18 protein-coding genes are annotated in these 18,732 nt (G+C 41.1%); 4 read left to right on the top strand and 14 right to left on the bottom strand.

Annotation, left to right across the window (positions count from 1 at the left end; translation table 11 throughout):
- Nucleotides 1-31 precede the first annotated feature (31 nt).
- The 4 genes from AK825_RS02655 to AK825_RS02635 form a co-directional block, all read right to left on the bottom strand.
- Nucleotides 32-748, bottom strand: coding sequence for a hypothetical protein (locus AK825_RS02655; RefSeq protein WP_068034525.1), 717 nt, complete (start codon nucleotides 746-748; stop codon nucleotides 32-34).
- A 48-nt stretch (nucleotides 749-796) separates the two neighbouring features.
- A protein-coding gene (locus tag AK825_RS02650) for an IS3 family transposase (RefSeq protein ID WP_149038736.1) occupies nucleotides 797-1,962 on the bottom strand; the annotation gives its coding sequence in 2 pieces (ribosomal slippage) (nucleotides 797-1,704 and nucleotides 1,704-1,962; 1,167 coding nt in all).
- A 21-nt stretch (nucleotides 1,963-1,983) separates the two neighbouring features.
- Nucleotides 1,984-2,925 carry an HNH endonuclease gene (locus AK825_RS02640; RefSeq protein ID WP_068034523.1) on the bottom strand — a complete coding sequence of 314 codons (942 nt, stop codon included), beginning with the start codon at nucleotides 2,923-2,925 and terminating at the stop codon, nucleotides 1,984-1,986.
- A gap of 104 nt (nucleotides 2,926-3,029) precedes the next feature.
- Nucleotides 3,030-3,524, bottom strand: coding sequence for a hypothetical protein (locus AK825_RS02635; protein ID WP_068034521.1), 495 nt, complete (start codon nucleotides 3,522-3,524; stop codon nucleotides 3,030-3,032).
- A 375-nt stretch (nucleotides 3,525-3,899) separates the two neighbouring features.
- On the opposite strand from AK825_RS02635, the gene AK825_RS02630 reads away from it, so the two are divergent.
- The gene (locus AK825_RS02630; RefSeq protein ID WP_068034519.1) at nucleotides 3,900-4,691 is read left to right on the top strand and encodes a hypothetical protein; all 792 of its coding nucleotides are present in this window, start codon (nucleotides 3,900-3,902) and stop codon (nucleotides 4,689-4,691) included.
- Nucleotides 4,692-5,267: 576 nt separating this feature from the next.
- Here the strand turns inward: AK825_RS02630 and AK825_RS02625 are convergent.
- On the bottom strand, nucleotides 5,268-6,410 hold the full coding sequence (locus AK825_RS02625; protein ID WP_068034517.1) for an alkene reductase: 1,143 nt from the start codon (nucleotides 6,408-6,410) through the stop codon (nucleotides 5,268-5,270).
- A 150-nt stretch (nucleotides 6,411-6,560) separates the two neighbouring features.
- Between AK825_RS02625 and AK825_RS02620 the strand changes: the two genes are divergently transcribed.
- A complete protein-coding gene (locus AK825_RS02620; RefSeq protein WP_068034516.1) occupies nucleotides 6,561-7,445 on the top strand; it encodes a LysR family transcriptional regulator in 885 nt (294 codons plus the stop codon).
- Nucleotides 7,446-8,012: 567 nt separating this feature from the next.
- Here the strand turns inward: AK825_RS02620 and AK825_RS02615 are convergent.
- The 8 genes from AK825_RS02615 to AK825_RS02590 form a co-directional block, all read right to left on the bottom strand.
- Complete coding sequence (locus AK825_RS02615; RefSeq protein ID WP_068034514.1) at nucleotides 8,013-8,687, bottom strand: class I SAM-dependent methyltransferase; 675 nt, start codon at nucleotides 8,685-8,687, stop codon at nucleotides 8,013-8,015.
- 103 nt (nucleotides 8,688-8,790) lie between these two features.
- Nucleotides 8,791-8,934, bottom strand: a complete 144-nt coding sequence (locus AK825_RS14525) for a DUF2256 domain-containing protein (protein WP_082787149.1) — start codon at nucleotides 8,932-8,934, stop codon at nucleotides 8,791-8,793.
- 50 nt (nucleotides 8,935-8,984) lie between these two features.
- The gene (locus AK825_RS02610; protein WP_082787268.1) at nucleotides 8,985-9,155 is read right to left on the bottom strand and encodes a DUF2256 domain-containing protein; all 171 of its coding nucleotides are present in this window, start codon (nucleotides 9,153-9,155) and stop codon (nucleotides 8,985-8,987) included.
- A 60-nt stretch (nucleotides 9,156-9,215) separates the two neighbouring features.
- Nucleotides 9,216-10,250, bottom strand: a complete 1,035-nt coding sequence (locus tag AK825_RS02605; RefSeq protein WP_068034510.1) for a DPP IV N-terminal domain-containing protein — start codon at nucleotides 10,248-10,250, stop codon at nucleotides 9,216-9,218.
- A gap of 282 nt (nucleotides 10,251-10,532) precedes the next feature.
- Complete coding sequence (locus AK825_RS02600; protein ID WP_068034508.1) at nucleotides 10,533-11,024, bottom strand: META domain-containing protein; 492 nt, start codon at nucleotides 11,022-11,024, stop codon at nucleotides 10,533-10,535.
- A 341-nt stretch (nucleotides 11,025-11,365) separates the two neighbouring features.
- Nucleotides 11,366-11,488, bottom strand: coding sequence for a hypothetical protein (locus AK825_RS14950; protein ID WP_264753636.1), 123 nt, complete (start codon nucleotides 11,486-11,488; stop codon nucleotides 11,366-11,368).
- A 175-nt stretch (nucleotides 11,489-11,663) separates the two neighbouring features.
- Nucleotides 11,664-12,752: a lipase secretion chaperone gene (locus tag AK825_RS02595; RefSeq protein ID WP_068034506.1), complete on the bottom strand. Its 1,089-nt coding sequence runs from the start codon at nucleotides 12,750-12,752 to the stop codon at nucleotides 11,664-11,666.
- Between the two features lie 36 nt (nucleotides 12,753-12,788).
- The gene (locus AK825_RS02590; protein WP_068034504.1) at nucleotides 12,789-13,841 is read right to left on the bottom strand and encodes a triacylglycerol lipase; all 1,053 of its coding nucleotides are present in this window, start codon (nucleotides 13,839-13,841) and stop codon (nucleotides 12,789-12,791) included.
- A gap of 366 nt (nucleotides 13,842-14,207) precedes the next feature.
- On the opposite strand from AK825_RS02590, the gene map reads away from it, so the two are divergent.
- Both map and glnD read left to right on the top strand, forming a co-directional pair.
- On the top strand, nucleotides 14,208-15,002 hold the full coding sequence (gene map, locus AK825_RS02585) for a type I methionyl aminopeptidase (RefSeq protein ID WP_068034502.1): 795 nt from the start codon (nucleotides 14,208-14,210) through the stop codon (nucleotides 15,000-15,002).
- A 186-nt stretch (nucleotides 15,003-15,188) separates the two neighbouring features.
- Nucleotides 15,189-17,924, top strand: coding sequence for a [protein-PII] uridylyltransferase (gene glnD, locus AK825_RS02580; protein WP_068034500.1), 2,736 nt, complete (start codon nucleotides 15,189-15,191; stop codon nucleotides 17,922-17,924).
- 100 nt (nucleotides 17,925-18,024) lie between these two features.
- Here glnD and AK825_RS02575 read toward each other — a convergent pair whose 3' ends face one another.
- Nucleotides 18,025-18,723 (bottom strand): hypothetical protein, encoded by a 699-nt coding sequence (locus AK825_RS02575; RefSeq protein ID WP_068034498.1) that lies wholly within the window; start codon nucleotides 18,721-18,723, stop codon nucleotides 18,025-18,027.
- Nucleotides 18,724-18,732 lie beyond the last annotated feature (9 nt).

Below are 18,732 nucleotides of genomic sequence, written 5' to 3'. Positions count from 1 at the left end.
TCGAGGGGTTTTAAAATTATGAACCCCTCTTTTACTTATTAACCTCTAAATCATGTACTTCATATAGTACATTTTTTTCTGTCAGGTATTCAATTCTTAATTTACTCTCTTCATTTGCTATAAGATTAGCGTTATAAACGTCCTGTTCTTGAGTTTCGTACACCTCAACATTGAAATTTTCAACCACGTATACCTTCTCAGGAATTTCTATTTCACTATCAAATATTCTTAAATATTTCTCGTCATTTTTTATAATTCTACATGAAAATTTCTCAGTACTCTTTAACTTCTTTATGTCTTCTTTATTAGTAATATAGAATTTTAAATCCGAAAAAATTTTAATACCCTCACCATAATAAGTGTCACATTCAAATATTTCGTTGTATAAATTCATAACTTTTTGATAATCAATATTTGATATACTATTATTCAAATCAAATATTGCTCTAACACCAAAATTTTCACAAATTCTAAATGCTTTATAAATATACGTTAACAACCATCTAATTTGTTTAACATCATCGTTATTTGATGAGTTATTTATTTTAGCTTTAGCGAGAAAGGTATGGTTCTCAGAAGTGAATAAGCCTATATTAGCATTCTCGTTATCGCAAATCTCATTAATTAGGGTGTATAGATCCTCTAATTTGTCTAGTGACCTTATATCTTTACCATTCCAGTCATCAAAACAAAAACTCATATTAAAATTTTGAACAATATCAGTGATAGACTTATCAAACATAGGCATACTGACCCCTGCTGTCAATCCCGTAGAACTAAACTTGGGAGATTTTAGTTACGCAGCCTGACGATAAAAGTCAAACCACACCTGTCTTGGCGATTTATAGCCCAAACCCTTTTGAATCCTAGTCTGATTGTAATACAGCTCGATATATTTGATGATGTCAGTAATGGCTGTGAATCGTGTTTTATAGTCCTTATGATATATTAGCTCATTCTTTAATATGCCCCAGAAGCTTTCTATTGGCGCATTGTCATAACAATTGCCACGACCACTCATAGAGCCTATAAAGTGATGCTGCTTAATGATTTTGTGGTAGGCATGGCTACAGTACTGACTGCCTCTGTCTGAATGCACAATTAATCCTTTATTAGGTCGTTTGTTTTTGATTGCCATATTGAGTGCACGGCAAACCAAGTCAGCAGTCATGCGTTTGTTGATAGCATAGCCGACAAGCTCTTTGGTATATAAATCTTTAACGCCTGCCAAATACAACCAGCCCTCAGCAGTCCAGATATAAGTAATATCGCTTACCCATGCATCATTAGGACGGTTTGCATCAAACTTCTGATCCAGCACGTTTGGATAAACCAGCTTGTTATGATCGGAGTCAGTGGTGACTTTAAAGCGCTTGTGACGACGGCATTTAATGCCGTATTCTTCTTTGATGCTTCTAACCATATATTGGCTGATATCGTACCCTTGCGCTCTTAGGTGGGCATGCAGTCGATCTACGCCATAGCACTGCTTGGTCTGAGTATGAGCGACTTTAACCAGTAGTTCACACTGATTGCGATGTATCTGTTGGTCGCTGAGATCACGACCCAGCCAGTCGTAATAGCTTGATAACTTAACACTTAGCACGCGGCACATAGTGGTGATGCGAAAGAGGTGCTGGTTATCTTTGATGAAGGCGTACCTGACTAGCTGTGCCTTGCAAAGTACGCCGTCGCCTTTTTTAGAATTTCGCGCTCCTCTTCGGCTACTTTAAGCTGCCGCTTGAGCTGCTTTATTTCTTGAAGAGCACTCATAAGATCGGGATCATATTGTTCTGTGCCGATAAGCTTGCCTTGATTGGCTTTGTTCTGCCAGTTAGATAACGTTTGCATCGCTATGCCAAGTTGCTTGGCTGTGGCTGAAACATTACCGTTATTGTCTGCTATCTTTTTAACAGCTTCTGCTTTAAATTCGTCACTGTAGGTTCTTACTTTCTTGGTCATGGTAAACTCCTGTCAATACGCTTAGTTTACCAAGTTTAGTTGTACGGTTTCTTCAGCATAGCTCATACCGATTACTTCAAATTTAAAATAACGTTTTAAACCTCCTATGAAACTTACCGTTTTTAACCCGTGAGTGAGATAACCATTAATTTTTATAACAGTTTTATTTATATTTGAGTCCTGATACGGAATTTTCAAATATGCACTCACTTTATTTGTTCTTTTAATGGATGCTTTTTTGAAATTAATACTACTATCATTTAGCAACTTATTTATAAGACTAGAATCACTTAAGAAACCTAGGTCTCCTTCAATTTCGCAGTCTAAACCATGGAAAATCAAGTCTTTATATTTTCTTATATTACTCTCATTTGAAAAGTCTTTAACGTTGATAGTTGGTACATACGAATCATTTCTAGGCTCTACTTTATATATTGTTGTTTCATTATCAAACTTGGTCGATAGCTTTAACCTATTGTCTAAAACCTCTAAGGTTTGAACCACGCTCCCATGCACATTACTTATAGCATCGTTTATTAGGCTTAATGGCATTTTACACAATAGAGACTGCTGAGACTCTCTAATATCCTCATCTGTTCTATATTTCATACCAAGACTTTGACTAGCGTATTCCTCAGCCTTTACTTTCCAGTCTTTAAGCATCTCTACAGGGTAAGTCTCAGGCTCTCTATCAATTATCTTATGACAAATTGAACATAACCAGATGCCATTATTAAAAGACTTTGTATCCGTTGTCGACATTCTATTATCAAATCTAGGTCCTCCAGAACTTGCTGCGCATATATGTGCTGCTTCTCCTATTATGGTTCTATTATCAATAGTTTCTAAATTTGCAGCAACGGTATTTCTTCGGCATTCAGGGTTTGAACACAGATTAGCTACTCTATCTCTTAGTTTTCGTCTAGTCGAATCTGTAAAGTCGTTATCTTTAGCTCTAGCCATTTTATACCCTCAAATTTTTATTGAAAATTCTTAAATTTTATTCTTAGAATTCTTACTCGCTGGCATCACTTAGAACTATAAAGTGCCTACTTCCAATCCTCTTTTTATGTGAAAAACAAAACGTCATATAAATCCTCAATACTATCATGTCGAGTAAACTGTCCTTTATTAATTGAACGGATATTAGGTCGCTCAGCTTTTATGCCTTCCGCATTACCTTTAGTATGTTTGGCAACTCTAACATTGCCTAAATCATTTAATGGCTTTCCTGCTTCAAAGCCGTAAAAATAAAACGAACATAACTCCAAAGTGTCTTCATCAAATATTATCCAAATAATACATCCTGAGGGCTTGGTTGCTAAACGGGTATGAATGTTCTGTCTTGAAGTTTTACCACCTAGTTTCGAAGCTTTAAGCTGAATATGACGAATCACATTATTAAGTTCTAGAACAACATCACAGCCAGCATTGTCGACTTCAGGTTTCATAACTTCAAGCTGACAATCACCTTTTAGCCACGATAGTTTGAGCATTTCACTAATAAATAAATGCTCAATAAGCTTTTCTCGGAAGCTTGAGTGTTCAAAATGTTTACTCATAGTTCACCTTGATACTTTATAACGGCTTCAACTCGTTAATTAATCTTGTTTGCACTATCGTCTTTAGCTGTGATGAACCGTAACAGCACCGCCACCTCTATCTTACTCCTCTGGCAACATTGGGTTAGAAAACGTGGCGGTTTTTTGATGCCTATATTTCAATACTTATACTTTAATAAATATTCAATAAAAACAGCTATCTGATTAGATTAACTTAAAAATATTTGGTATATTTATAATTAAGAATATATTTGAATTGATTAGTAATATTACTATATAGCATGAGCATTAAAAACTGTTAGAAACAAGGAGGTATATCGGCATAATAGTTATAGAAAGTGAGATTTTACATTTTTAAATCAAGGAGAGATGAAAATGAAATCGTTCAAATTAACACTACTAGCCATAACAGCTATATTTTTTTTACAAGGATGTAATGATGATGATAATGATGGATCATCAACGTCACAACCTGATATAGACACTGAAATCATTGGAACGTGGAGTAGTGATGATGGTAGTAGTGGGTTATCAACGATTGTCTTTATGGATGACGAGACTTATGTACAGGTCCAAGTCAATAGTAGTCAGTCTACAAGTGACCCTAACAATGGTATGGAATGGGGTAATTACAACATTAACGATAAGACAGGAGAACTAACCGCTACGCCTATTTTTGATAAAAATGGTAGCTCTGGATTGTCAGACTCCATCAATCGTCATGCTAAGGTATCTAACGGCAAGCTGATCCTCGAAGTAGATGAAAACAATGATGGCGTTATCGATAGTGATGAAAGCTATGAGTTTTCAAAGACCAAACCTGAAGGGATCTTAGGGTCTTGGAGTTACGATGATGCTGATGACGATGAGCTAATCGGACTAGCTTTCTTCGATAATGGTACTTATGTCCATGTCCAAGTTGATAAAATTGGCTTAGTGAACAATCCCAAAAACGGTATGGAATGGGGTTACTACACCGTCGACCCTACGACTGGGCAGTTAGCAACTTCTTTGATCTATGACGATAATGATGACAATGGATTATCAGAGCCGCGTACACGTTACGCGCGAGTGACTGGTGACACCGCCCTTACTATTGAAGCTGATAACGATCAGAGCGGCTCAATAGACAGCGATGAGTTCTTTAAATTTTCAAGACCATCTTAGGAAGGTTTAAAAGAGCGTAACCTGAAAGCCGTCGAAAAGAAGCAGTGCTTCTTTTTGACAGGTCTAATACCGCCCTATCTCAAACATTAGCTTACCAATAAATTTAGATTTAGAAAATTAATCAGTATTGAAAAACGACCAATACTTGTAAGAATAGGATGTTGCCGTTAGCCTTGAGACCCGTTAAAAAATTGCACTGCAATTTTAGGGACGCAAGAGAAAACCTATTAAAGGGGATTTTCTGATAGCGGCTATCCTGCTTAGCCAATGCCTCGCATAGACCAGCAGATATGAGCGAAAAGCAGGATTGGCTGCCTATTATTTTTTAGGTTTTGAATACTTTTGGACTTGAGCGTTTGGACAATCTGTTGCCACTATGTGCTTGGCATTTAGATAGTTTTAATCTACAAAGAAAGCCGAAAAATTATAAATCCTAGCCTTCCCAATGAGTACGTTCTATATCTTCTATAGAAACAGTCTCACTCTCTCAACTCTCACATCAGCTTACGGCTAGAACACCCGCTATTTAAAAACAAAAAAATGAGGCCTTCCTTGGCCTCGATTGTTTTCACTGTTTTAAGTGTTTTGGTAAAACGGATAGTCGTTGTAGCCGATGTCAGTGCCGCCATACATAGTGGTGAGATCAACTTCATTAAGTGGCCAATCATTGGCCATGCGCTCAGGTAAATCTGGGTTGGCAATAAAAGGGCGGCCAAAAGCAAATAAGTCGCCATAGCCTTTGGTTAAGATGTTGACTGCTTTTTCAACGGTATATTTACCAGCATAGATGATACGGCCTGAAAACTCAGCTCTGACCGCTTTATAAAAGGCTTCCGGTAAATCAGGGGCATTATCCCAATCCGCTTCGGCAATTGACAAGTAAGCAATGCCCGCTTGTTCGAGCACTTTGACCGCTTCAACATAAGTAGTATGCGGGTCTGACTCTACCAAACCTAAGTAAACGCGAGTCTCATTGGTACTAGCAAATAAGGGAGCAAATCTGACCCCTAAACGCTCGGTACCCACGACGGCACTGACGGCTTCGACTATTTCTTTTAAAAAGCGTAAGCGGTTAGGCAGCGAACCGCCATATTGGTCATCACGGTTATTGCTATGCTCAGAGATAAACTGATTGACTAAGTAACCGTTAGCACAATGAAGCTCAACCCCATCAAATCCTGCCTCTAACGCATTGCGTGCTGCTTGCGCGTATATATCGACCAGCTCGCCAACCTCAGAAGTGCTCAGCGCACGCGGCTCACTTGGATCATCTAAAGCGCCTGCACCGGGGCCAGTTTCAACAAACACCTTGACGTTATCAGCAGTAATAGCAGAAGGCGCTATAGGTTGTGCGCCATTTGGCTGTAAGCTGGTGTGAGACACTCGACCAACATGCCATAATTGAGCAAAAATAATACCCCCTTTGGCGTGCACGGCTTGTGTGACTTTTTTCCAGCCGTCAATTTGGTCTTGCGAGTGTATACCGGGCGTCCACGCATAGCCTTGACCTCTTGGTTCAATTTGCGTGCCTTCCGTCACCATAAAGCCCGCTGAGGCACGCTGTGCATAATAGCTTGCCATTAATTCGTTAGGAATATTGCCTGGTTGAGTGCTACGAGAGCGTGTCAATGCTGGCAACACAATACGGTTTTTAGCCGTATAAGGTCCAAGCGCTACAGATGAAAATAAGGTGCTGGTATTTGGATTAGATTGTTCCATAAAGTTCTCTTTTTTAAAGGATATGAATAAGCTTATGGTTTTAACCCCTGAATAGATTTTGATAACTAAGGGTTTACTGAAGCAATATTGATAAGCTTAGGGATTTAAAGATACAATTAGAAACAACGATTTTTTGTTTGAGATACAATTATGAATGGTATCAATCGGCTGGATATTAAACAGCTTAGAGTGTTGCATGCTTTGCTAGATTTAAAAAACCTCTCGCAAGTCGCCCGAAAAATGGGCTTAACCCAGCAAGCCATTAGTGAGCAGCTACGCAAGTTGCGTGATTTATTTGATGATCGCTTGTTTATTCGTCAAGGCAATAGCATGGTGGCAACACCAAAAGCGCTCTCACTTCAGCAACCTATTAGCGATATATTAGAACAGTTAGAATCGCTGTTAGAGCCTGACTTATTTACCCCAGAAACCTATAAAGGCATCTTTACGATTAGCGCTACCGACTACGCGACACAGGCGCTGTTACCACAGCTTTTTAAGATAACGAGGCGAGACGCCCCTGAGCTAAAATTGATAGTACGCGACTTTGCGTCTGATAATATCAATCAGCTGATTACGGCAGGTGAACTTGATTTGCTGATTACTTTCCCAGAATTTATTCCTGATAATCTGACTTACGTGACTTTGCTTGAAGAGCAGCATTTATGCATTACTGGTTGTAATAACGAGCTTACAAAAGCGCCACTAACACTGGCACAAATTGCCGCTTATCCTCAGCTGGTAGTGTCGCCTTCGCGTGCTAATTTGCGCGGCTCCCATGATCAATGGTTTGCAGCAAGAGGTCTTAAGCGAAATATTGTTATGTCGGTTCCAAGCTTTTCAGCAGTGCCAGATATTCTTCATACCACTGACATGATTGCATTTTATCCTGCCAGATTATTGCCGAGCAGTAAGGTTAAACAATTAGAAGTAGAAGCGTTACCACCAACATTTCAGGTAATTGCTGCTTGGCATCCTCGTACCAATGACAGCCCCATTCACCGCTGGATAATTGAACAATTACAGAATTTATAAAATAAAAACGCTAATCTTTTTGAATAATAGGGATGTTGATAAGCGATACTATTTAGAATTAGTATTACCTAGAGGCCTATTAAATCTTAGCCACCTCAACATTGCTCTTAATCCTTCTCCCACTTTTTGTACCAAGTGAATGAACGATGATAGACAGGGTAGGTTTTGCTTTTTGTGTAACATGGTTTTCCTTACATCGGATATAGAGCTGGACTAAAGCTACAGCCTACCTACTGCACAGATCAGGTATTTTAGGGTGATTTTCATCGCATTGATAAGACAGATGTTTTATAAAGTTGGCGCGCTGGATGCACCCTACGCCTCTCAAGGAAACTCCTTTAAATAGTCGCGTAGGGTGGGTTAGCGTAGCATAACTCTCCATTTAAACTTAGCATAATATAAAATCGTTGGGTGTCGCAATCTCCGACCAAGATATGAGCGAAAAGCAGGAAATGGCTGCCTATTATCCTTTAGGTTTTGGATGCCTTTGGGCTTAAGAGTTTGGATAATCCGTTGCCACTATTCGATTAGCTTTTAGATAGCTTTGATCTACAAACAAAGCCAAATTTATAACAACTTGGGGGTAGCAGCCGTTGCCTCGCCCCAATAGTGATAACCCACGATATTTACGCCCTGAGTAAATCCTTGATGACCCGATACCTCAAACCCCGCCTGCGCTATCAGGTGTTCGATATCTCTATCCAGATGACAGCCGCCTGCTACCGGCTTCCATACCGGAGTGATGAGCTGTTGCATTTTACCGACCCATTTGGGCTGCGGCGCTAAGCCATGCTCGGCATAATATAGGGTGCCAGTCGGTTTTAGCACGCGTCTCATCTCAGTTAGCGCTTGGATAGGATTAGGGATAGAGCATAGGGTAAACGTCATGACGATACTATCAACGCTATTGTCCTCAAGAGGTAGCGTCTCAGCGGACAACAGCTGCGAGATAAAGTCGATGCCTGCACTAGCAAAGCGCTCTGCTGCCAATGGATGCAAGTGCGGGTCGACGCCTATCACTCGTTTGACGGTTTGTGGGTTATAAAATCTGGCATTAAGCCCACTGCCAACACCGACCTCTAGTACTATGCCGTGGGCTTTTGGGACGACAAGCGCTCTTTGCTCGCTCACAACGTCTAATGCACAGGCCTTATCAATTAATAAAGGCAGGACTTTATTGTCGTAGATGCTTTTGAGACTTAACAGTTTAAAAGTTGGCTTTGATGGCGGCTTTGATTTCATGAAGGTCTCGGTCGGGTTGGTTGTGATATTGGCTGTTTGTTAATGATGTCGTTTGAAAGGTAGCTGTATTTATAAACCTGAAAGAAATTAGCGTCTTTGTATTTTAGTCGCTTCTCTTCCTACGCCGACAACGCTCTGAACAATAAATCACCTGCTCCCAATCCTTCTCCCACTTCTTACGCCAATTAAATGGACGCTGGCAGACGGGGCAGATTTTTTGCGGTAGGTTGACCTTTTTATGTGCCATCATCTGCTCCCTTGTGCCGTATATCTAATATCTATGGTTAATTATTACTGCTACTTATCTTCTTTTTGATGATCTAGCCCTTCATACTTTTTAATTCGACGACACTGGTCCGAGCAATAGACCATGCTCTCCCAGTTTTTATCCAACTTTTTAGTCCAACTAAATTCACGCTCGCAGACAGGGCAGAGTTTTTTGCGGACGTTCTTCTTTTTGTGCGCCATACTTTTCTCGCTAATTGTTTCATGCATTAGTTATTTAAAATTAACTTTATTCTTTAAAGCCTAACGACTCCATACGGGTGAGCGTACCACCCCGCCCGCTTTACTACTAATCGCATAGCTTGTGCTGCCAGATAGCGAATGTATGACTATACTACCACCACTTTGACCATCGATTTGTGAGTTGCGTGTGGGATAAACGGTATACAGTCCAGATGGCGAAAAACGTGCTGGCTCATCAAGACCAGTTTCGGCGAGTTTGACAATTTGCCCAGTTGCTAGTGTCATAACCGCCGCTTGGCGACCGTTTAGATACGCTAGACGCTGGCCGTCATTGCTGAGCTGAGGGCTGGCAGCATAATCTTTTGTGGTGATTTGGGTAGCGCTACGAGTCGCAAAGTTATAGCGATATATGCGTGGTCGTCCAGCATTTTTCTTGTCACTCGTATAAACGAAGCTTTGCCCATCGCTTGCGTAGCTTGGTTGTACCTCAGTACTAGGAAGTGTGGTCAGCTGGCTAGTTTCGCCGCTATCCAAGCGCATCTCGTAGATATCTGCGTTACCACCGACCGTTGAGCTATAGAGCAACCTTTGTTTATCTGATGAGAAGGACGGAGATAGATTACTGCCCTCAGTGTTCACCACCAGATTACGGGTTTGGCTACTGACGTCGTAGATATAAATTTTTGGATTTTGACGTGGGGTTTGCTTACTATAAGCCAATAGCTGCCCATCAGCTGACCATGCTGGTGCATATATATAACCGCTTAGCTCATCAATGAGCTGTCTATCACTACCATCAGGACTGATAGTATACAAACTAGAGATTTTTGCAGATCCTGCGCCTTGCTCTTCCACGTAGGCAATACGGCCCGCGCGATCTATTGGAGGCATCTTAGCCGTTAGTGGGTTGACAACCGTACTGCTAGTAGGCGTGCGAGCAACCTTATCCATTGGCAAGGTACTGCAAGCCGTCAAAAAAATACTGAGTGCGACACTAATAGTAATATTAAAAGTGATTTTCGTATGAGTAATAGTCGAATGAGCTATAGAAAGGCATTTTTTATGTAAACGCTGGGAGATATTGGAGGTAAGCATAAAGAGGCACTCAGTTAGATTCTGGCTAGGAGCAGTTATTGATAGGTTAAGTGTCAAAAAAAGACACTATAAGGTAGCTGAATGTATGGCATATTTTTATATAAAAGATACTCATGCATGAATAATCAAAACAATAAGCTCGATAATCATGCCATAAAAAACGCCCCACTACATTATATAGTGAGGCGCTCTATAGTCATAAATTATTTGGCTTTACTTTTATAACGATAACAATAATTTATCACCATAATTTCAAGTTACTGTTAAGTGCTCAATGAGCGATTACTTAGATACCGCTTTAAAATAAGCAACTTGGTTAGCATTGCGAATAGTCAAGATAGGTAAATTGTTTACATTATTATTAATGCTGTATTTACCTTGCACCGTCGCCAGCGTTGCTGTATCGAAACTTGCTTGTGGCTCAGGGCATGCCATCATAGTAGATATAACATTACCCAATACTACGTTGCCATTTACAACACTGTAATCAGAACCCATGTTATTACAAGTGTTCATAAAGCTAACGCGATCGCTACCGTTGGCTTCAGAAAAACTTAGGGTTAGCGGCTTAGATGGGTTATAAAATAGCTGCGTTACTTTTTCGCCATTAGTACGTTTGGCATCGACAAGCTGCCAGTTATGGGCTTTTAAAGCTTCAGATGTAATTGGCTGAGTCACTGGTGCTATAACGCTAGGCGTTGTGGTTTGACAGCCTGCAGCAAGTGTACCTACCGTAAGGGTTGCAGCCATTATTACTTTAGTTATATTTTTCATAGAAACTCCTATAATAGATAAATTTAAGATCTTCAGTAAAAAACACATTTTTCACTGAAGATCATAGTTTTTATAATGATTAATTTATTGTTTTATTCGATGTACTAAACAATAGCCCTATTATGCATGACTAGCAGATTATTATCATGAAAGATTGCGTACACACTTAAAGCCAAATTTGTTCAACTCTATAGGCGTTTTGCTAACGCTTCTTGCCAGTGAGTACATTACCTGCTAACGGTCAACCTACAATTTAATGATAATGAAGATAACTTAAACTAAAATTAATTTTGGCATAAAAAAACCCCACTTATTAGCGAGGTTGTTCGAACAGATTGCTATTATATAACATCTGTACCAGTGATATCTGGTTGACTGGTTGGCTCTGCTGTAAGAGACTGGCAGCCTACTAATACGCTTAACATTACAATTCCGGTCATTACTGCTTTAGTGAGGTTTTTCATTTGAGCTCCTAATAATTTTGTTTAAATTGAATACTGGCTGGAGTTTGTCACTGTATTAGAACTACGCTATTGGTTCGTATTTCCACTATTAACCGTAGCTTGTTTAAATTCCAATCACAACTATATTTTACATTAGCGTAGGTTATTTAATGTTAACCAAAAATACTTATTGAAATTATTGCTGTTGCTGTTGCATAGCCGCATAACCCGCTAAACGTTTACGCTCAGTATCACTAAACAACTGCTGCCCTAGTTGCTCAATCTGGACACGAGTCTGCGTACTGTTAGTATTTTGGCTTAGGAGTTGTTGTTTTTGTACTTGGTATCGAGTAAAGCGCTGATCAAAATTAGCACCCTCTTTATCTAGTTGTGCAAGCCTGCCCGCTGCTGCCGCGCCTACCAATTCACGGCGCATATTGTAGAGAGCTTCAGGCGTCGCGCCTTGGGCTTTCATTTGCTCAGTACGGCTCATCAGCGCGTTTAGGTTGGCCTGTTGCTCTATATTGACCTTGGTCATGTTGTCCGGCATTCGGCTAACATAATCCTGCTGAGCCGCTGCTTTTTGCTCATCCGACATTAGCTTGTTTTGATTAATATTTATCATCGCAATACTATAGTCATCATATTCATCTTCAGCGCCAAAGAACGCGGTAATGGTTTGCGTATCGAAATACTGCTGACGTAGCTTGGCAACGTCTTGCTTTTGCTGCGCTACCATATTTAGATCTAGCTCACCATTTTGTGTGGCTTGCAGTTGTAAGTTACCAAAACGCTTTTCTATTTTAGGAATCGCTTTGAGATAGGCTACATATTTATTGAATATAACAATGGCTTGGCTGGCGGCTGGCTCAGGAACAAAACTGCGAATATAGCTCTCAACACGGGCAAAGATAGTGGCTTCATCTTCTTCACCAAGCGCCGATAAGAAGTAATCAAACAAGCGCCGCAGACCTTCGGTGACGACCAGTTGTTTGTTTTCATCAATAATTATTTCACCGTCCACATCTGTACCCTGTAGTGAGCGCGGTAGATTTTCTAATCCAGTAATAAATCTATCGTTGTTGTTAGTAGACAATGCCGTCTCGTTATTGTTATCAGACAGCTTTACCATAGTGCTACTAATGTCACTGTCTACCGTAGACAATGTTTGAGAAGGCATCATATTGCTTTGATTAGGCTTAAACCATAAGATAATCACCGCAGTTACAATGATAATCACGGTAATGACAAGTATTGTTAAATAGGGACGACGTTTGTTCGACATAAAAGAGGCATCTTGTTTTAAGAGTCATTTTATACGCTATAGATTAGCGTTTTTGAGACGGTTGACCTGACTACGATACACGGTTGTTGGATTAACGCTTCCAAATGCCACTAAGCCCAATAGTTGATTGACTGAATCTAGATGGTTCATGACATAGTTATCTCGGATGACATAGCCGAGACGACTTGAACAAACAGATACTAAGCCATCATTTGCTTCGCCCTTGTATGGCGTACTAGTTGCCAATAATATAGGATCAGTGGCATCAAGTAAGTTGGTTATTTGCCCTACACCACTAAATGAATAGTACTTAATACCATTGACTTCAGTGTTGGCTGGCTGACCACAATAACGGGTTGGTATTGCAGCAGGAAATTTGGCATTGAATTGTGCGGCACCATCAGTAGACAAGGCCACTAGCGATTTCCAACCATCTTGCTGTTGTAGCTCTGTGACACTGACACCAGAGCCGACATCTGTAGCGATGCCAATGAGTTTAAATAAACCCAGCGTAGCTTCAGTGGTAATACTACCTTCTGACAGTTGATCTAACACTGCATCTGCCGTTTTTGAGCCTTGTTCTGGACTTGAAACTGCAGTTGCTGATGCTATATATTCAGGTGCAACACCAGCGACGTAACGAACGTCGATACCGCCTTGACTGTGTCCAATCAAATTAACTTTAGGTTTACCAGAAATGGCTGAGATGAGTTTGACTTGCGCGAGTAACTGCTCACCGCGAACTTCACTATTATTAACTGCTGAGGTTTTGGTGGCGAATACGTCTGTACCTCCGCGCATTAAAGTTTGAGGAATACCGTAAAAGTAATCTAGGACGCCAAAGAGTTTATTAAAACCACCAAGCCCATGTGCGAGTATCACTGGGTTTTGGGTATTGGTATAATTTGAGGTTAACAATCTAGCGCCTACCAGTTGGCATCCGCTAGGGGCAGAACAGCTATAGTAGGTAGATGCCTGAGCCGAAGTTGTTTGCATCGACATTAGCAGAAAACCAGTACTAACAGCACCTAGTGTCGGTAAAAACCTGCTTGGCTTCAAGGCCTTAGAGAGGTAAGCGTTAAGCTTCATAACAACATCCTTGTTATCATTAATATGTATTAATCTTTGACCAGCTTATGTATCGCATATCTTGCAAAAGCTATCGAAGACACCTGCTAATCCCTTTAGCAGTGAAATTTACATTACTTTTATAATCTGTAACATTCAACTAATTTAACCCGTGAACTTCTTTATTTGCATGACTACTTAGTCAATATTTGAAATTTTAATTTTGTTACTGACTGGATCATGAGCTCAACCACTCGCAGGTATGTTTCTTTTATAGCATGCTGCTTATCAGTAAAATGCTATGACTGCTATCGCTTATGGCAAAACGCCAACCATGCATTTATGATATAATTCACCTACCTTAATTCTATAACTATAAGTACGACAATGATGACTAAAAAATCCCTTATTCAGTCCCCTGAAGCCATAGAAAAAATGCGCGTTGCTGGTAAGCTTGCCAGCGACGTACTCGTGATGCTTGATGAGCATGTTAGAGTCGGTATCAGTACCGAAGCGCTCAACCAAATTGCCCATGATTATATCGTTAATGAGCAACAAGCCATTCCAGCACCGCTTAACTATAATGGTTTCCCAAAATCAATCTGTACCTCAGTGAATCATGTGGTATGCCACGGTATCCCAACCGAAAATAAACTGCTTAAAGACGGCGACATTATCAATATCGATGTGACCGTGATTAAAGATGGCTATTATGGCGATACCTCAAAAATGTGGATCGTCGGTAATGGCTCTATCATGGCGCAGCGTATCTGTAAAGTTGCGCAAGAGGCTCTTTATGCAGGCATGAGTGTCGTCAAAGACGGCGCGCGCTTGGGTGATGTTGGTGCCGCTATCCAAGAAGTGGTCGAGCCTGAACGCTTTAGCATCGTGCGTGAGTTCTGTGGTCACGGTATCAGTAATGAGTTTCACCACGAGCCACAAGTCATGCATTATGGCAAAAAAGGCACTGGTTTTGAGCTTAAGACTGGTATGACCTTTACCATCGAACCGATGATTAACCAAGGCACGTGGCAGACCAAAATTCTACCAGATGAATGGACGGCTATTACTAAAGACCGTAAGCTGTCTGCGCAATGGGAGCATACAATGGTCGTGACTGATAACGGCTGTGAGGTATTTACCACGCGCCCAGAAGAAGATTTAAGTTTCTTGACCCAGTAATATAAACAAAGATCGCTTAGGCGGTCTTTTTTTTGGACTATTATTATCGGCTTTAGGCTACTATTATCATTGTTAGTCGGTGGATACACGTTGAGCATTATGCTTGCTGATTTTTTACCTTTATACTTCTGATAAGCTTTTACTTTTGATGGTCTCTATTTTTAAATTCTTGATTGGATAACGCTCATGTTCACATTCGATGCCGCCTCTATTAACCTTACTCCGCTGCCGTCCTTCCCTGCGCCAAATACTGTGTCGTCAGAACCGTCCGATGCAGAGAAATCTCTACTCGGTATACCTGAATGGCTGACGCAGATTAATGCTGATATTAGCCGTGCACTCGAGCGTGGGGCAAATATTCGCCAGTTAGTAGTCGCGCGTGCTTGGGCAATCGATGGCTTACTCATGGCTTTGTTTAAATGGTTTGAGCTAGATAAGACAGATTTGGCATTATTTGCTACGGGCGGCTATGGGCGCAGTGAGCTGTCGCTATACTCAGATATTGATATCTTGTTGCTAGCACCTGATGAGATAAAACCAGATGTCAGTAGTAAGATTGATAGCTTGGTGGCGATGCTGTGGGATATTGGACTGGAGCCTGCGCTGTCCGTACGCAGTGTCAATGACTGCTTGGAAGCCGCCACGGACCATACTATTGCCAGTGCATTGTTAGAAGCAAGATTGTTAATTGGTAATGAAGCGCTACAAAGTATTCCTGTAGACGTCGTCAACAAGCTATGGTCGCAGCGAGATTTTTATGAGGTAAAAATCAACGAGGCTAAAGTGCGTTATATTCAGCATAATGCCACTGAGTACAATCTTGAGCCTAATATCAAAACGGCGCCGGGCGGGTTACGTGATATTCATATCGTCGGCTGGGTGACCAAACGCTACTTCCGAGTCAGTAAGCTATATGACCTAGTGCAACAAGGTTTTGTGACTGAAAAAGAGTTCGACGAGCTTAGTTTTGCTGAAGGTTATTTATGGCAAATACGTCACTATTTACATGAGATGACAGGTCGCAACGAAAATAAATTACTGTTTGATTATCAGCGCGATATTGCCCAGCGAATGGGTTATGAGTCGCAGCCAGATGATCAGCCCAACGCAGCTGTCGAACGTTTTATGCGCGACTACTATCGCTGCGCAATGCAAATATCAACCCTGTCTGAGATGCTCATCAATCACTACTTTGAGACCATCATAGAGCCACATCTGCCGGATAATGAGCAGCCTACTAAGCGGCCTTTAAATGCGCTTTTTAATCAGGTTGGCGAGCAGATTGCCATCTCCCATCATCGCGTATTTTCTCAGCATCCTGAAGCGATTTTAGAGATGTTTTTACTCATGGGACAATACGGAATAAAAAGTGTCCGAACCCGAACCCTACGCGCGTTAAAAATTGCCGCGCGCGGTATCGATCAGACTTACCGTGACAATCCTGAACATCAGGCATTGTTCTTAGAAAACATAAAAGAGCAAAACTATTTGTTCCATCGTTTGCGCGCGATGAATCGCTACGGGGTATTGGGTAATTATATTCCCGCCTTTGCCCAAGTCACTGGTCTTATGCAGTACGATTTATTTCACCGTTATACGGTTGATGCACACACGCTATTTTTGATTCGAATTTTACACCGTTTTACCGACGCACGCTTTTACGAAGATTTTCCATTGGTCAGTTCTATCTTTCAACGCATTGAGCGTAAAGAGATTTTAGTACTAGCGGCAATGTTTCATGATATCGCTAAAGGTCGCGGTGGCAATCATAGTCAGCTTGGGGAGACCGAGTCGATTGAGTTTTGTTTGGCACATGGCATGAGTAAGGCCGATGCCCATCTAGTAGGTTGGCTAACGCGTTATCATTTATTAATGTCTATGACCGCGCAGAAAAAAGATATTTCAGACCCTGAAGTGGTGACTATCTTTGCTGACTTAGTTGGTAATGTCACTCATCTTAATCACTTATATGTGTTGACGGTAGCGGATATGAATGCTACCAATCCGCAGCTTTGGAACAGCTGGCGGGCGACTTTGATGAAACAACTATACTCACAAACGCGGCGCATCTTGCGCGCCGATATCGATGCACCAACCAACCGCCAAGACATGATTCGTGCGACGCGTAAGCAGGCGCTGACGATGCTTGATAATGTTGACAATCAACATATGAATCGTGATGAAGTGCTCAGATTATGGGACGACTTGGGCGATGAATATTTTTTGCGTGAGATTGCAGAAGATATCTTATGGCATACCGAAGCTATCTTAAACCATCCCCCTATCGGCTATGCTTCTAACGCTGATAGCGCACCTCTAGTCGTATTACGTGAGCATCGGGAGCTGGCACTTGATGCAGTGCAAGTTTTCGTTTATACCCAAGATCAGGCCAATTTATTTGCAGTGACGATGGCCGTATTTGATCAGATGAATTTAGATGTATTAGATGCACGAATTATCACTGCTACTCGTGACTTTGCTTTGGACTCTTATGTATTACTTGACCGTAGCGGTACGTTATTAAGAGACGAAGACAGCCAGCAAGAGTTAAAACAACGCTTAATTGATGCTTTTAAAAACCCGATGACACCTAAGCTGGCGCAAAAACGTATTCCGCGCCAGCTTAGACACTTTGATGTGCCAACTATTATTGATTTTGAGTTTAATGAAGCTTCAGGTCAGCACATTCTGAGTCTACAAACACTGGATCAGCCAGGATTGCTAGCACGAGTAGGACAAGTATTTTTGCAGCAAGGTATCGAAGTCCATGCTGCACGTATTACTACTTTGGGTGAGCGCGCAGAAGATATGTTTTATATCAGTGATCAAGACGATGCGCCATTATCTGAGGACAAGCTTGAAACCTTGCAAACTGCCCTGACTACTAGTATTAGCGTTCAGCCAGATAGCAATCATGCTTAACGTAGTTTGGCTATCCTAAAAATTAAATTAACAAGCTCTGATAAGTCTTTTGGATGGCACCTCTTATCTTCAGAGGTGTTTATCTTAAGAGCTGCTTATTTTAAGAGATGTTGACTAAGCTTTTATATACCATCTTGTCAGCGTATGGTGACAACGCTTCGTCGGCAAGCTCTGGTGGCAACACTTCTGCTTCTATTTGATATTGTCCCAAAACTAACCGTCCGGCATCGACCTCTTTTTGTAGTAATCGTCGCAGGCTAGCCAGCTTTAAATGTGACCTATAGCGCTCATGAATGGTTTGTAAAGAGATGGGTGCACTGGCATGGATAGCAGGCAGAATAATATCTGATGCTAATATATACATCTCATTCAATGCTTGCTCGCGTACAAAATCTGCACTATCAATATTGTTCTGCAGACGATTAGCCAGACGTCCTTTAGACCCCAGCGTCACTGCAAATAATAGCGTTTGTGCGCCAAATATAGTCATATACTGCCATAAATAAAGCTGCAAATCGAATAGCTTACTGGACAGCATCAGGACGATAGCGACCAATACATAGCTGACCAATTGCCACATGAGCCACATAATTAAACTGTTCTCCCCGAACCAAAACATCCACCGCTCTTCAAGAGCGATAAGGCGCTGACGTGCTTGCCACCATTGCTGTTCACGCTGTTTTAGTTGTTCGCAAAAACCAGAATGCTGTACATTATTATCACTAGCCTTATTAACATTGTTAGTACTAGCATTGAGAACTTCGATATTAAGGTGGTCAGAGTTGGAAGCTTTAAGCATTTCAATTAT

The organism is Psychrobacter sp. P11G5, from assembly GCF_001593305.1.
Classification (GTDB): Bacteria; Pseudomonadota; Gammaproteobacteria; order Pseudomonadales; family Moraxellaceae; genus Psychrobacter.
Note: the sequence above shows the minus strand (reverse complement) of the source record. Positions and strands in the feature narration are given on the sequence as shown.